This is a genomic window from Streptomyces sp. SS7 (assembly GCF_037993025.1).
Taxonomy (GTDB): domain Bacteria; phylum Actinomycetota; class Actinomycetes; order Streptomycetales; family Streptomycetaceae; genus Streptomyces.
Genome location: NZ_CP141223.1, coordinates 4,092,484 through 4,106,258, shown reverse-complemented (window position 1 = coordinate 4,106,258; position 13,775 = coordinate 4,092,484). Strand labels below are relative to the sequence as shown.

Genomic DNA, 13,775 nt, shown 5'->3' with positions numbered 1-13,775 from the left:
CCACCCCCGGCATCGGCTGGGTGTCCATGAGATGGCCCCCCGGCACCGGCGCGGCGGCGTTCACTCGCCGCGCGGGGCCCACATGATCACGGCCATGCCCGCGAGGCAGATCAGCGCGCCCGTGATGTCCCAGCGGTCGGGGCGGAAACCGTCGGCGACCGTGCCCCACAGGATCGAGCCGGCGACGAAGATCCCGCCGTACGCGGCGAGGATGCGGCCGAAGTGGGCGTCGGGCTGGAAGGTGGCGACGAAGCCGTAGGCGCCGAGGGCGAGGACGCCGCCGCCGGCCCAGAGCCAGCCGCGCTGCTCGCGCACGCCCTGCCAGACCATCCAGGCGCCGCCGATCTCGAAGAGGGCGGCGAGGACGAAGAGGGCGGCGGAGCGGAGGATCGTCATGCCGCTCAGCCTCGCACGGGGGGTCGCGTCACCTGTTGGAGGGCGCCTCACCGCCCGCTCGCCGTGGGATACATCCCCCCGGTAGGACCGGCCGACGCAAGGAGTGGTGGCATGCGCAGGATGCGGGGGCTCGCGGTGTGGGGGGCCTTGGCGGTACTGGCGGTGGGCTCGCCCGCGGTGGCGGGGGCGGGGGCGAGGGACGGGGCCGAGGCCGATCTGTCGTACCACGGGTTCGCGGTCCTGCACGGTGGGCGGGTCGACGTACGGCTGACGCCACGGAACCACGGTCCGGCGGACGTGGCCGACGCGACGGTCCGGCTGCGCTGGTCGGTGCCGCTGGCGGCGCGCGGTCAGCGGCTGCCGCAGGGGTGTGCGCGGACGGGGGAGCGGTCGGTGGTGTGCCGGACGGGGCCGCTCGCGGCGGACACGCTGGGGGAGCGGATCGAGCTGGAGGTACGGCTGCGGGGGCGGCCGGCGGAGGCGACGCTGGACGTGGACACGGTGTGGGCGGGCGGGGCGGTGGACCGCAACCGGGCCAATGACCGGCAGCAGGTGCTGGTGCTGGACACCGGGGACACCTACTACTTCTGAGGGCCGTGAGGTCCCTGAGTACGATCTCGGCAGGCGGCGCTGACGAAGGGGTTGGGCGATGTCCGGGAACGTGCGGTCGGGTCTGCTGGACGAGCTGTCCGTGGTCTCCCGGCGGTACGTGGCGTCGTACGCCCTGTTCAACCAGGCTCTGGCGGACCGGCTCGGGCTGCATCCGACCGATCTGCAGTGTCTGAACCTGCTGACGCTGGAGCCGGAACCGGTGACGGCGGGCCGGGTGGCCGAGCTGACCGGGCTGACGACGGGGTCGGCGACGCGGCTGGTGGACCGGCTGGAGCGGGCGGGGTACGTGGTCCGGGAGCGGGACGCGGCCGACCGGCGGCGGGTGCTGGTGGCGCCGGTGCCGGAGCGGATCGCGGAGTTCGGGCGGATGTGGAAGCGGCTGGGCGGGGACCGCACGCCCCTGGTCGCGGATCTGCCGGACGCGGAGCTGGCCGTGATCGTGCGGCACATGCGGCGGACGGTGGAGTTCCACGGGGAGCGGATCGCACGACTGCGGGAAGGCCGGGTGTAGGGGTTCATGCGGGACACGGGCATACGGGGCTCCGGCGTACCGGACTTCCGGGACTCCGAGACGCTGGAGTTCGGTGTGGTGCAGGCCCGCCGGCAGGCGCGGGCGGCGGAGGCCGAGAGGAGTGGGGCGGCCGAGGTGGCCGAGGCGGTGTCCGCGTTCTCGGGGCGGGGGCTGCCCCGGCACTGGCCCCTGGTACTGCTGGGGGCGGCGGTGCTGCCGGGGGCGGTGCTGGTGGTCGTGGGCCGGTCGCTGGAGGAGCCGGCGGTGCAGGCGTGGCGGACGGTGTGTCTGGCGGTGACCGTGCAGGCGCTGCCGTTCCTGCTGCTGGGGACGGCGCTGTCGGGGGCGATCAACGCGTTCGTGCCGGCGAGTGTGTTCAGCCGGCTGCTGCCGAAGCGGCCCGCGCTGGCGGTGCCGGTGGCGGGGGCGGCGGGGGTGGTGCTGCCGGGGTGTGAGTGCGCCTCGGTGCCGGTGGCGAACAGTCTGATCGGGCGGGGGGTGACTCCGGCGGCGGCGTTCGCGTTCCTGCTGTCCGCGCCCGCGATCAACCCGGTGGTGCTGACGGCGACGGCGGTGGCGTTCCCCGGCAGTCCGCAGATGGTGCTGGCCCGGCTGCTGGCCTCGCTGGTGACGGCGGCCGTGATGGGCTGGCTGTGGCTCTGGCTGGGGCGCGAGGAGTGGCTGCGGCCGGCCGTACGGCACACCGGGCACCGGGCGGGGCACAGCCGCTGGGAGGAGTTCCGGCAGGGTTTCCAGCACGACTTCCTGCACGCGGGGGGCTTCCTGGTGGTCGGGGCGATGGCGGCGGCGACCTTCAACGTGGCGGTGCCGCGGTCGGTGCTGGAGGTGTTCTCGGGGTCGCCGTGGCTGTCGGTGCTGTTCCTGGCGGCGCTGGCGATCCTGCTGGCGGTGTGCAGTGAGGCGGACGCGTTCGTGGCGGCCTCGCTGAGCGGGTTCTCGCCGCTGGCGCGGCTGGCGTTCATGGTGGTCGGGCCGATGGTCGACCTGAAGCTGATCGCGTTGCAGGCGGGGACGTTCGGCCGGGCCTTCGCGGTCCGGTTCTCCTCGGCGACGGTGGTCGTCGCGGTGGTGTGCAGCGCGATCGTGGGAGGGGTGCTGCTGTGAAGCGGTTCATACGGGTGGCGTTGCTGCTGCTGAGCGGGCTGGGGCTGTTGCAGACCGCGCTGTTCACGGACGAGTACCTGCGGTTCGTGAAGCCGGGGATGCGGTGGCTGCTGGTCGTGTCGGGTGTGGTGCTGGTGGGGCTCGGGGTCCTGGAGGCGCTGGCCGCGCGCCGACGGGACGGACAGGGCGCGCGGGGGGAGGACCACGGGCACGGGCATGACCACTCCCGGGTGCCGCGGGTCGCCTGGCTGCTGTTCCTGCCGGTGCTGAGCCTGCTGTTCTACGCGCCGCCCGCGCTGGGCTCGTACACGGCGTCGCGGGAGCCGGCCAAGGTCGTCGCGGTCGAGGACGACGGGTTCGATCCGCTGCCGGCGACCTCGCCGCTGCCGATCACGCTGACGGGGTTCACCCAGCGGGTGCAGCAGGACCGCAGCCGGGCGATCAAGGGGCGCGCGGTGCAGCTGACGGGGTTCGCGTCGCCGGCCGACGGGGGCGGCTGGTACCTGACCCGGATTCTCATCAGCTGCTGCGCGGCGGACGCCACGACGTTGAAGGTGCGGGTGTACGGCGGTACGACGCCGAAGGCGGACACGTGGGTGACGGTCACCGGGACCTGGCACCCGGGTGGCAGGCTCGGCACCTCGTCGGCGGCGGTGGCGCTGGACGCCCAGGCGCTGAAGAAGGTACGCAAGCCGTCGAACGCGTACATGGACGCGCTTCCCCTGGGCTGACACCGGACGCCTGCCCCGGGGCCTCGACCCCGGCCGAACCCTGACTTCCCTGCCCGGCGCTGCCTGCCTTGGGCCCCGGCCTGCCTGCCCGGGGGTGCCTCCCGGCCTGCCTGCCCGGCGCTGATCCTGGGTTCTGCGCACCGCCCTCCGACCTCCCCCGGCCCTTCTCCGAGGAGGGGAATACCCCGCCCCCGGGTCCCGTTCAAGGGGTATAGTTGAACGGTCAACAACTTTGGAGGTTGAGCGACCATGCAGTTCGGGATCTTCACGGTGGGCGATGTGACGCCGGACCCGACGACCGGCCGTACGCCGAGTGAGCGGGAGCGGATCAAGGCCATGGTCGCCATCGCGCTGAAGGCGGAGGAGGTCGGGCTCGACGTCTTCGCCACCGGGGAGCACCACAACCCGCCGTTCGTGCCCTCCTCGCCGACCACCATGCTCGGGTACGTCGCCGCGCAGACGGAGAAGCTGATCCTCTCCACCTCCACCACCCTCATCACCACCAACGACCCGGTGAAGATCGCCGAGGACTTCGCGATGCTCCAGCACCTGGCCGACGGCCGGGTGGACCTGATGATGGGCCGCGGCAACACCGGTCCCGTCTACCCCTGGTTCGGCCAGGACATCCGGCAGGGCATCAACCTCGCCGTCGAGAACTACGCCCTGCTGCGCCGGCTGTGGCGCGAGGACGTCGTGGACTGGGAGGGCAAGTTCCGCAGCCCGCTCCAGGGGTTCACCTCCACGCCGAGGCCCCTCGACGACGTCCCGCCGTTCGTCTGGCACGGCTCCATCCGCTCCCCGGAGATCGCCGAGCAGGCCGCCTACTACGGCGACGGCTTCTTCCACAACAACATCTTCTGGCCCGCCGACCACACCAAGCGCATGGTCGAGCTGTACCGCTCCCGGTACGCCCACTACGGGCACGGCACGCCCGAGCAGGCCATCGTGGGGCTCGGCGGTCAGGTGTTCATGCGGAAGAACTCGCAGGACGCGGTCCGCGAGTTCCGGCCGTACTTCGACAACGCGCCGGTCTACGGGCACGGGCCGTCCCTGGAGGACTTCACCGAGCAGACCCCGCTGACCGTCGGCACCCCCGAGCAGGTCATCGAGAAGACCCTCACCTTCCGTGAGTACGCCGGCGACTACCAGCGCCAGCTGTTCCTGCTCGACCACGCAGGCCTCCCCCTGAAGACCGTCCTGGAGCAGCTCGACCTGCTCGGCGAGGAGGTCGTGCCGGTGCTGCGCAAGGAGTTCGCCGCCCGGCGCCCGGCCGAGGTGCCGGACGCGCCCACCCACCAGTCGCTGCTCGCGGCCGCACGGAAGGAGACCGTGGCATGAAGCTCGTCGTCGTCTCGGCAGGACTGAGCGTCCCCTCGTCGACCCGGCTGCTCGCCGACCGGCTCGCCCAGGCGGCCGGGGCGCGGACGCCGGTGGACACCGAGATCGTGGAGCTGCGCGACCTCGCCGTGGAGATCGCGCACCACTTCACCAACGGCTTCCCCGGCCGCAGGCTCGCCGCCGCCCTGGACGCGGTCGGGGCCGCCGACGGCCTGATCGTGGTCACGCCGGTGTTCTCCGCGTCGTACAGCGGACTGTTCAAGTCGTTCTTCGACGTGCTGGACCCGGACGCCCTGACCGGGAAGCCGGTGCTGATCGCGGCGACCGGCGGCTCCGCCCGGCACTCCCTCGTCCTGGAGCACGCCCTGCGGCCGCTCTTCGCCCACCTGCGGGCCGTCGTCGTGCCGACCGCCGTCTACGCCGCCTCGGAGGACTGGGGCGCCGAGGGGCTGCCGGAGCGGATCGAGCGGGCCGCGGGAGAGCTGGCGGCGCTGATGGGCGGGCTGTCGGCGGTGCGCGAGCCCGAGCCGGTGAAGGACGCCTTCGACGTCGTACCGTTCGCCGAGCAGCTCGCCGCGCTGCGGCCCGCGGGATGAGGTTGCCTCCGGCTGAGTGAGAGGGCAGTAAGAAGCCCGACGGAAGGAAGATCATCAGGTCGTCCGACCCGGAAAGCTTGGCAGACTGGCTTCGTGCCTCCCACCCTGCTGCTCGCCGAAGACGACCGCGCCATCCGTCACGCCCTGGAACGCGCCCTGGCCCTGGAGGGGTACCAGGTCACCGCGGTCGCCGACGGCGTCGAGGCGCTGGCCCACGCCCACAAGACGCCGCCGGACGTGCTCGTCCTCGACGTGATGATGCCCGGGATCGACGGACTCCAGGTCTGCCGGGTGCTGCGCGCCGAGGGCGACCGCACGCCGATCCTGATGCTGACCGCGCTGGTGGAGACCGCCGACCGGATCGCCGGGCTCGACGCGGGCGCCGACGACTACGTCGTCAAGCCGTTCGACGTCGAGGAGGTCTTCGCCAGGCTGCGGGCCCTGCTGCGGCGCACCAACCCGGGCGGTGTCCCCGCCCCGGTGGAGACCGCCGCCGCCCCGCGGCAGACGCCCGAGCGGTACCTGGAGGCGGCCGGGCTGCGCATGGACCCGCAGGCGCGGCGGGCCTGGCGGGGCGAGCGCGAGCTGGAGCTCACCCGCACCGAGTTCGAACTGCTGGAACTCCTCGTGCGCAACGCCGGGATCGTCCTCGACCACTCCACGATCTACGACCGCATCTGGGGCTACGACTTCGGCCCCGGCTCCAAGAACCTCGCCGTCTACGTCGGCTACCTCCGCCGCAAGCTCGACCACCCGGACGCCTCCCCGCTGATCCACACGGTGCGCGGCGTCGGATACGTGCTCCGGGAGGACTGAGTGGGCCGGCTGCGGCGGCTGCTGGGTGGGCCGCGGCCCAAGCTGGTGTCCCTGCGGACGACGTTCGCCGTGTCGTTCGCCGCGGTGACCGCCGCCGTGACCGTGCTGGTGGGGGTGTTGTCGTACTCGGCGGCGGCCCGCCTGGTGCGGGTCGACCAGGAGTCGGTGTTCGACGAGGTCGTCCAGGATCTGCGCGACGAGGTGCGCGGGCACGCGATGGCACCGGAGGACTTCTCCTCCGCGGCGCCCGGGCACGACATCGTGCGGCCCGCGCGGACGAACGTGCAGGTGCTCGGGGCCGACGGGACGGTCGTCGACAGCGGCAGTCCGCGGCTGCCCGTGGTGGCCGCCGACCGGAAGGTGGCAGCGGCCCCGGCGGCCGGGCGGATGGCCGAGCACAAGGACGTGGACGTCGGCAGCGACGTGTACCGGGTCGCGACCGTCGCGCTCGGCGGCGGGCGCGGTGCGGTGCAGGTGGCGCAGGAGTTCAGCGACACCGAGGACCTGCTGCGGGCGCTCCAGCAGCGCACCCTGATCCTGATGACCGCCGTCGTCCTGGCCGCGGGCCTGTTCGGCTGGTGGCTGGCCCGTCGCATCACCCACCGTCTGGTCATCCTCACGACCGCCGCCGAGGACGTCGCCCGGACCCGGCGGCTCGGTGTGCAGGTGCCGGTCACCGGCTACGACGAGGTGGGCCGGCTCGGCCGGGCCTTCGACCGGATGCTGGGCCGGCTCGCCCAGTCGGAGGAGGACCAGCGGCGCCTGGTGCAGGACGCGGGGCACGAACTGCGCACCCCGCTGACCTCGCTGCGGACGAACATCTCGCTGCTGCGGCGGATCGACGAGCTGCCGCCCGCCATGCGCGAGGACCTGGTCGCCGACCTCACCCAGGAGGCCCGTGAGCTGACCGACCTGGTCAACGAGCTGGTCGACCTCGCCGCAGGCCAGGCCGACAACGAACCCCCGCAGAAAGTGGACCTCGCCGACATCGCCGAGGAGGTCGCGGTGCTCGCCCGGCGCCGCACCGGACGGGTGATCCAGGTCCGGGCGAGCGGTGACACCACGACCGACGGCCGGCCCGGCATGCTCCAGCGGGCCGTGTCCAACCTCGTGGAGAACGCCACCAAGTTCGACCGCGAGGGCGTGGCGCCCGTCGAGATCTCCGTCACCGGGCCCGCCCGGCCCGGCGTCGTCCGCGTCGAGGTCCTCGACCGCGGGCCCGGCATCGCCGTCGAGGACCTGACCCGCGTCTTCGACCGCTTCTACCGCGCCGCCGACGCCCGCTCCCTGCCCGGATCCGGCCTCGGCCTGTCGATCGTGCGGGAGGTGGCCCTCTCCCACGGCGGCGCCCCCTTCGCCCGCCGACGGGAGGGCGGGGGCTCCGTGACCGGGTTCACGGTGGGCGGGGGTTGGTGACGGGGGCTTGATGACGGGGGTTGGTGACGGGGGTTGGTGACGGGGGGGTGACCAGGGCGGTCGGGGAACCCCGGGCGGTCGATTCCCCTCCTCCGGGGTGGCGTCCTCGGGGGCGTTCTCCGGGGCGGCGGCGGGTGAGCGCGGACGCGCGGGATTCCGTACCACCGCCCGAGGGGCCCTGCGGATGCGAGGATGAGGCGCCATGACTGCCGGGTGGTGTACACGCACACTGCGTGCCGCGATGTTCGCGGCCGTCTGTGTGCTGCTCGCCGCCCTGGGCCACGTCCTGATGTCCGGCGCCCACGTCCCCGCCTGGGCCCTGGCCGCCGGTGCGGCCGTGACCGGCGCGGCGGGCTGGTGCCTGGCGGGCCGCGAACGGGGGCCGGCGTCGGTGGTCGCGGTCGTGGTGGCCGCGCAGGCGCTGCTGCACCGGGCGTTCGAGTACGCCCAGACGGTGGGTGTGGGCCCGGGCGCGCAGGTGCCGGTCGCCGGGGGCATGGGCTCGGTGTCCACGTCCTCGTCCCCCTCCCTGTCCAGCAACATGTCCATGAACACGTCCATGGACGGCATGGACATGGCGCACATGGTCGGCATGGGCCACATGAGCCACCCCGGGAAGGGCGGCGGCGGTGGCCGCGGTGTCCTGGAGGACGTCTTCGGCTCCTCCTCGTGGGGGATGTTCGCCGCCCACCTGCTGGCGGCGCTGCTGTGCGGGCTGTGGCTGGCCCACGGTGAGCGCGCCGCGTTCCGCGTGCTGCGGGCGGTGGCCGGCCGGCTCGCGGCGCCGCTGCGGCTGCTGCTCGCCCTGCCCCTCGCGCCCGCCCGCCCGCGTGTCCGGCCGCGCCGCCGCCACCGCGAGCGGGTGCCGCGGCTCCTCCTCGTCCACGCGATCACTTCTCGGGGCCCGCCCGTGGGGGCCGCTGCCGTCTGACGGCAGCCGGTGACCCGGGCCGCCCCTGTGCGCCCCGGGCTTCGGCCGTACGCGCGCACAGGCGCCGTGGGGCCGTCTCCCCGTATCCGGACCGGGGCCCTGGTCCCGGCCTCCGGACGACCGAGAAGGACACCCCCAGGTGATCACCTCAGTCTCCCGTGTCTCAACTGTCTCCCCCGTCTCCCCCGTCTCCCCCGTCTCCCCCGTCTCCCCCGTCTCCTCTGCCTCCCCCGTCTCCCCGGCCGCCTCGTCCCGCCCCGATGCGTCCCGTGACGACTCGATCACCGCGTGGGCGCTGGCCGCGCGCGGTGGTGACCCGGCCGCCGTCGAGCGGTTCGTGAGCGCGCTGCACCGGGACGTCCTGCGGTACGTCGCCCATCTGTGCGGCGATCCCCAGGCTGTGGACGACCTCGCCCAGGACACCTTCCTGCGGGCGCTCGGCAGTCTGCACCGGTTCGAGGGCCGTTCCTCGGCGCGCTCCTGGCTGCTGTCCATCGCCCGCCGCGCGGTGACCGACAGCTACCGGTACGCCTCCGCCCGGCCGCGCCACGCCGACGTACCGGACTGGCAGCTCGCCGTGGAGTCGGCCCAGCCGCGCGGGCTGCCCGGCTTCGACGACGGGATCGTGCTGCTCGACCTGCTGGCCGCGCTGCCGGACGAGCGGCGGGAGGCGTTCGTCCTCACCCAGCTGCTCGGACTGCCGTACACGGAGGCGGCCGAGGTCAGCGACTGTCCGGTGGGCACGGTCCGCTCCCGGGTGGCCCGGGCCCGGGCCTCGCTGGCCGACCTGCTGGACGAGGCGGAGGCGCACCCGCACGTGGCTGCCTGAACGGTGGTACGAATGGGTAATAGTGCCCAATAGTGCGACATGTAAGCCAGGAAGCGCGTCACGCAGGAGAGCGAGATGAGCGGCCATGGAGGCACTCAGCGCCCGGGTCACCCTCGACGAACTCGGCACGGTGACCGGGTGGAACGACGGTGCCGAGCGGCTTCTCGGTTACCCGGCGGAAGAAATCGTGGGCCGCCCGGCGGTGCTGCTGCTGGCCGAGCGGCCGGTACCGCAGGAGCTCCCCCCGTCGGCCGGGCCGCCACGGTGGCACGGCACCCTCACCCTCCTGCACCGGTCCGGCCGCCGCCTGGTGGCCAGGGTCCTGGCCCATCACCGTACGGCGGAGGACGGCAGCCGCGACTGGCTGCTGGTCTCCGCCGTGGCCGGGACCCCGCGGCCCGAGGACGACGCCCTGATGCGGCGGGGCCTGATGCAGTCCCCGTCCTGCGCGACCTCCGTGTACGACACCGACCTGCGCTACCGCCGTTCCAGCCGGGCCGCACAGCACGCCCTCGGCCTCGGTGAGGAGGAACTGCGCGGGCTGCGGACGACGGACGTGATCCCGACCCCGGTGTCGGAGGCGGTCGAGCGGCGCATGCGGCTCGCCCTGGAGACGGGCGAACCGCAGTACGTCGAGAACCACGCCCGTGCCCCCGGCGAGGACCGTGAGCACGCCTGGTCGGTCCAGCTGTACCGGGTGGAGGACCCGGACGACGGACGGGTGCTCGGGGTGGCCGCCACCGGGCACGACGTGACCGAGCAGTACTGGGCGCGCAAACGCCTCCAGCTGATCGCCGCGGCCAGCTCGCGGATCGGCAGCACCCTCGATGTCACGCGGACGGCACAGGAACTGGCGGACGTGGCGGTGCCCGACCTGGCCGACTTCCTCACCGTGGACCTGCTGACCTCCTTCGAGGAGGGCGGGGGAGCCTGGGGGGCCGGGGGAGCCGGGGTGGGCACCGAGGGCGGTGGTGCGGGCGCCGGGGCCGCGGCCGGGGCGCCGCTGGCGTTGCGGCGGGTCGCCCACCAGTCCGTGCTGCCGGGCGTCCCCGAGGCGGTCCTCGCGCTCGGTGACGTGGACGCGTACCCGGAGGGCTCGCCACCGGTGGAGAGCCTGCGGTCGGGGCGGGGCCTGTACCGCCGGGTGTTCCCGGCCGCGCTGCCGCCCTGGGTCGCCGACGATCCGCAGCGCACCGCCCGGATCCGCGACTTCGGCTTCCACTCCGTGATGGCCGTCCCCCTCTCGGCGCGCGGGACGACCCTCGGGGTGGTCGTCCTCGCCCGGCACCGGCGTCCCGACCCGTTCGAGGACGACGACCTGGTGCTCGCCGAGGAGCTGGCCGCCCGGGCGGCGGTCTGCATCGACAACGCCCGGCGCTACACCCGCGCCCGGGGCACGGCGGTCACCCTCCAGCGCAGTCTGCTGCCGCAGCGGCTGCCCGAGCAGTCGGCGGTGGAGGTCGCCTCCCGCTATCTGCCGGCCGGTGCCCGGGCCGGGGTGGGCGGCGACTGGTTCGACGTGATCCCGCTGTCCGGGGCGCGGGTGGCGCTGGTCGTGGGGGACGTGGTGGGCCACGGCATCCACGCCTCGGCGACCATGGGGCGGCTGCGGACGGCCGTACGGACCCTGGCCGACATCGATCTGCCGCCGGACGAACTCCTCACCCATCTCGACGACCTGGTGGCGAGACTGGCCACCGAGGCGGAGGCCGCCGAGAACGAGACCGCCGGGGACGTGGGCGCGACCTGCCTGTACGCCGTCTACGACCCCGTCTCCCGGCGGTGCGCGCTCGCCCGGGCCGGGCACCCGCCGCCGGCGCTGGTCAGCCCGGACGGCAGGGTGGAGCTGCTCGACCTGCCCGCCGGGCCGCCGCTGGGGCTGGGCGGACTCCCCTTCGAGTCGGTGGAGTTCGATCTGCCCGAGGGCAGTGTGCTCGCTCTCTACACGGACGGACTGCTCGACTCCCGCACCCGCCGGACCGACCCGCCCGGCGAGGACGGCACGGTCACGGGCACCGGCGCGGGCGCGGGCGGCGACGACGACGGCGACGACGGCGTCTCCCTGCTGTGCAGCAGCCTCGCCCGGCCCGCCGCCTCGCTGGACGACCTGTGCGACACCGTCCTCGGCGGGATGCTGCCGCAGCGGCCCGCCGACGACGTGGCGCTGCTCGTCGCCCGCACCCGGGGCCTCGACGCCTCCCGGGTCGCGATCTGGGACGTGCAGCCGGACCCGGCCGCCGTCGCCGAGACCCGCAAGAACGTGATCGCGTGCCTGGAGGCCTGGGGGCTGACCGACGCGGCCTTCGTCACCGAGCTGATCGTCAGCGAGCTGGTCACCAACGCCATCCGGCACGCCGAACCGCCGGTCCAGCTCCGCCTGATCCACGACCGTGCCCTGATCTGCGAGGTCTCCGACGCCAGCGGCACCGCCCCGCACATGAGGCGGGCCCGCACCTACGACGAGGGCGGCCGGGGCCTGCTGCTGGTCGCCCAGCTCACCGAACGCTGGGGCACCCGCCCCGGCACCCGGGGCGGCAAGACGATCTGGGCGGAACAGAACGTCGGTAAGTGAGGTGGGGGGCGGGAGAGGGGAGCCGGGAGAGACGGGAGAGGGGAGCCGGGAGAGAGGGGAGCCGTGCGGCAGCCGTACGAATTCCGTGGCGCTTGCTGGCATGAACCTGATCAACTGGCGCCATGGTCGGACTCGTTCTCCGCGCACTCCCGTTCTGGGTGCGCGAACCCCTGCTGATCGTCTTCGGCGTCGTCTTCGCCGGCTTCCTCTTCTACGTCGCGGTCGTCCGGGACGGGGGCTGGGCCGCCGTCGGCATCGGTGCCGCCGCGCTGCTGTTCACCGCCATCCGGGTGCACACCGTCCGCCGGGCCTGGCAGGACCGCCGACGGGAGGGGGGAGTGACCCCTGGAGTGTGACCCCTCTCACAGCCATCCGGGCGACTTTGCATGGTCATGCGTCATCATGCATACTCTTCCTATGTCCAAGGTCCTCACCTCCCTTCCGGTCGGCGAGCGCGTCGGCATCGCCTTCTCCGGCGGACTCGACACGTCGGTCGCCGTCGCGTGGATGCGCGACAAGGGCGCCGTCCCCTGCACGTACACCGCCGACATCGGCCAGTACGACGAGCCCGACATCGCCTCGGTGCCCGGCCGCGCGCACACCTACGGCGCCGAGATCGCGCGCCTGGTCGACTGCCGCGCGGCGCTGGTCGAGGAGGGCCTGGCGGCGCTCGCCTGCGGCGCGTTCCACATCCGCTCCGGCGGACGGGCGTACTTCAACACCACCCCGCTCGGCCGCGCGGTCACCGGCACCCTCCTGGTGCGCGCCATGCTCGAGGACGACGTCCAGATCTGGGGCGACGGCTCGACCTTCAAGGGCAACGACATCGAGCGGTTCTACCGCTACGGTCTGCTCGCCAACCCGCACCTGCGGATCTACAAGCCGTGGCTGGACGCCGACTTCGTGACGGAGCTCGGCGGCCGCAAGGAGATGTCCGAGTGGCTCCTCGCCCACGGACTGCCCTACCGGGACAGCACCGAGAAGGCGTACTCCACCGACGCCAACATCTGGGGCGCCACCCACGAGGCGAAGACGCTGGAGCACCTGGACACGGGCATCGAGACCGTCGACCCCATCATGGGCGTCCGGTTCTGGGACCCGTCGGTCGAGATCGCCCCCGAGGACGTCACGATCGGCTTCGACCAGGGCCGCCCGGTCACCATCAACGGCAAGGAGTTCGCCTCCGCGGTCGACCTGGTGATGGAGGCCAACGCCGTCGGCGGCCGGCACGGCCTCGGCATGTCCGACCAGATCGAGAACCGGATCATCGAGGCCAAGAGCCGCGGCATCTACGAGGCGCCCGGCATGGCCCTGCTGCACGCCGCGTACGAGCGTCTGGTCAACGCGATCCACAACGAGGACACCGTCGCCCAGTACCACAACGAGGGCCGGCGCCTCGGCCGGCTGATGTACGAGGGCCGCTGGCTGGACCCGCAGGCGCTGATGGTCCGCGAGTCGCTCCAGCGCTGGGTCGGCGCCGCCGTCACCGGTGAGGTCACCCTGCGGCTGCGGCGCGGCGAGGACTACTCGATCCTCGACACCACCGGCCCGGCCTTCAGCTACCACCCGGACAAGCTGTCCATGGAGCGCACCGAGGACTCCGCGTTCGGCCCGGTGGACCGGATCGGCCAGCTCACCATGCGCAACCTCGACATCGCCGACTCCCGCTCCAAGCTGGAGCAGTACGTCGGCCTCGGGCTGCTCGGCAGCACGGCCACCCCGGCGCTGGGCGCCGCCCAGGCCGCCGCGACCGGTCTGATCGGCACCCTTCCCGAGGGCGGTGCCGAGGCGATCGCCTCCCGCGGCGAGGTCTCCGAGGAGGACGCCCTCCTGGACCGCGCGGCGATGGAGTCCGGCACGGACTGATCCACCGACCGACGGCGAGGGGCCGGGCGGGCGCGA

14 protein-coding genes are annotated in these 13,775 nt (G+C 73.5%); 13 read left to right on the top strand and 1 reads right to left on the bottom strand.

Going from position 1 to position 13,775, the window contains the following annotated elements; genetic code table 11:
• Positions 1-60 precede the first annotated feature (60 nt).
• Complete coding sequence (locus U5640_RS18945) at positions 61-396, bottom strand: YnfA family protein (RefSeq protein WP_340376947.1); 336 nt, start codon at positions 394-396, stop codon at positions 61-63.
• Positions 397-507: 111 nt separating this feature from the next.
• Here U5640_RS18945 and U5640_RS18940 point away from each other — a divergent pair, with 111 nt between their 5' ends.
• From U5640_RS18940 to argG, 13 genes are all read left to right on the top strand, one after another.
• On the top strand, positions 508-987 hold the full coding sequence (locus U5640_RS18940) for a hypothetical protein (RefSeq protein ID WP_340376946.1): 480 nt from the start codon (positions 508-510) through the stop codon (positions 985-987).
• Between the two features lie 58 nt (positions 988-1,045).
• Positions 1,046-1,519, top strand: coding sequence for a MarR family winged helix-turn-helix transcriptional regulator (locus tag U5640_RS18935; RefSeq protein ID WP_340376945.1), 474 nt, complete (start codon positions 1,046-1,048; stop codon positions 1,517-1,519).
• A 6-nt stretch (positions 1,520-1,525) separates the two neighbouring features.
• Positions 1,526-2,644, top strand: a complete 1,119-nt coding sequence (locus U5640_RS18930) for a permease (RefSeq protein WP_340376944.1) — start codon at positions 1,526-1,528, stop codon at positions 2,642-2,644.
• Positions 2,641-3,375 (top strand): TIGR03943 family protein, encoded by a 735-nt coding sequence (locus U5640_RS18925; protein ID WP_340376943.1) that lies wholly within the window; start codon positions 2,641-2,643, stop codon positions 3,373-3,375. The genes U5640_RS18930 and U5640_RS18925 overlap by 4 nt, the downstream gene beginning before the upstream one ends.
• A gap of 249 nt (positions 3,376-3,624) precedes the next feature.
• The gene (locus U5640_RS18920) at positions 3,625-4,713 is read left to right on the top strand and encodes an LLM class flavin-dependent oxidoreductase (RefSeq protein WP_340376942.1); all 1,089 of its coding nucleotides are present in this window, start codon (positions 3,625-3,627) and stop codon (positions 4,711-4,713) included.
• Entirely contained in the window at positions 4,710-5,309 is a 600-nt protein-coding gene (locus U5640_RS18915) for an FMN reductase (protein ID WP_340376941.1), read from the top strand. Before U5640_RS18920 ends, U5640_RS18915 begins: the two co-directional genes overlap by 4 nt.
• A gap of 93 nt (positions 5,310-5,402) precedes the next feature.
• On the top strand, positions 5,403-6,125 hold the full coding sequence (locus tag U5640_RS18910; protein ID WP_340376940.1) for a response regulator transcription factor: 723 nt from the start codon (positions 5,403-5,405) through the stop codon (positions 6,123-6,125).
• On the top strand, positions 6,126-7,541 hold the full coding sequence (locus tag U5640_RS18905; RefSeq protein WP_340376939.1) for a HAMP domain-containing sensor histidine kinase: 1,416 nt from the start codon (positions 6,126-6,128) through the stop codon (positions 7,539-7,541). It begins immediately after the preceding gene.
• 202 nt (positions 7,542-7,743) lie between these two features.
• Positions 7,744-8,472, top strand: coding sequence for a hypothetical protein (locus U5640_RS18900; RefSeq protein WP_340376938.1), 729 nt, complete (start codon positions 7,744-7,746; stop codon positions 8,470-8,472).
• A 139-nt stretch (positions 8,473-8,611) separates the two neighbouring features.
• Entirely contained in the window at positions 8,612-9,301 is a 690-nt protein-coding gene (locus U5640_RS18895) for a sigma-70 family RNA polymerase sigma factor (protein WP_340376937.1), read from the top strand.
• A gap of 85 nt (positions 9,302-9,386) precedes the next feature.
• On the top strand, positions 9,387-11,873 hold the full coding sequence (locus U5640_RS18890; RefSeq protein WP_340376936.1) for a SpoIIE family protein phosphatase: 2,487 nt from the start codon (positions 9,387-9,389) through the stop codon (positions 11,871-11,873).
• Between the two features lie 122 nt (positions 11,874-11,995).
• Positions 11,996-12,229 (top strand): hypothetical protein, encoded by a 234-nt coding sequence (locus U5640_RS18885; RefSeq protein ID WP_340376935.1) that lies wholly within the window; start codon positions 11,996-11,998, stop codon positions 12,227-12,229.
• 61 nt (positions 12,230-12,290) lie between these two features.
• Entirely contained in the window at positions 12,291-13,739 is a 1,449-nt protein-coding gene (argG, locus tag U5640_RS18880; protein ID WP_340376934.1) for an argininosuccinate synthase, read from the top strand.
• Positions 13,740-13,775: the final 36 nt, after the last annotated feature.

Excerpts from the sequence above, each read along its gene's own strand:
- U5640_RS18940 (WP_340376946.1), top strand. The coding sequence starts at position 508 with ATGCGCAGGATGCGGGGGCTCGCGGTGTGGGGGGCCTTGGCGGTACTG.
- U5640_RS18915 (WP_340376941.1), top strand. The coding sequence starts at position 4,710 with ATGAAGCTCGTCGTCGTCTCGGCAGGACTGAGCGTCCCCTCGTCGACC.
- U5640_RS18945 (WP_340376947.1), bottom strand. The coding sequence starts at position 396 with ATGACGATCCTCCGCTCCGCCGCCCTCTTCGTCCTCGCCGCCCTCTTC.
- U5640_RS18935 (WP_340376945.1), top strand. The coding sequence starts at position 1,046 with ATGTCCGGGAACGTGCGGTCGGGTCTGCTGGACGAGCTGTCCGTGGTC.
- U5640_RS18890 (WP_340376936.1), top strand. The coding sequence starts at position 9,387 with ATGGAGGCACTCAGCGCCCGGGTCACCCTCGACGAACTCGGCACGGTG.
- U5640_RS18920 (WP_340376942.1), top strand. The coding sequence starts at position 3,625 with ATGCAGTTCGGGATCTTCACGGTGGGCGATGTGACGCCGGACCCGACG.
- U5640_RS18930 (WP_340376944.1), top strand. The coding sequence starts at position 1,526 with ATGCGGGACACGGGCATACGGGGCTCCGGCGTACCGGACTTCCGGGAC.
- U5640_RS18900 (WP_340376938.1), top strand. The coding sequence starts at position 7,744 with ATGACTGCCGGGTGGTGTACACGCACACTGCGTGCCGCGATGTTCGCG.
- U5640_RS18885 (WP_340376935.1), top strand. The coding sequence starts at position 11,996 with ATGGTCGGACTCGTTCTCCGCGCACTCCCGTTCTGGGTGCGCGAACCC.
- argG (WP_340376934.1), top strand. The coding sequence starts at position 12,291 with ATGTCCAAGGTCCTCACCTCCCTTCCGGTCGGCGAGCGCGTCGGCATC.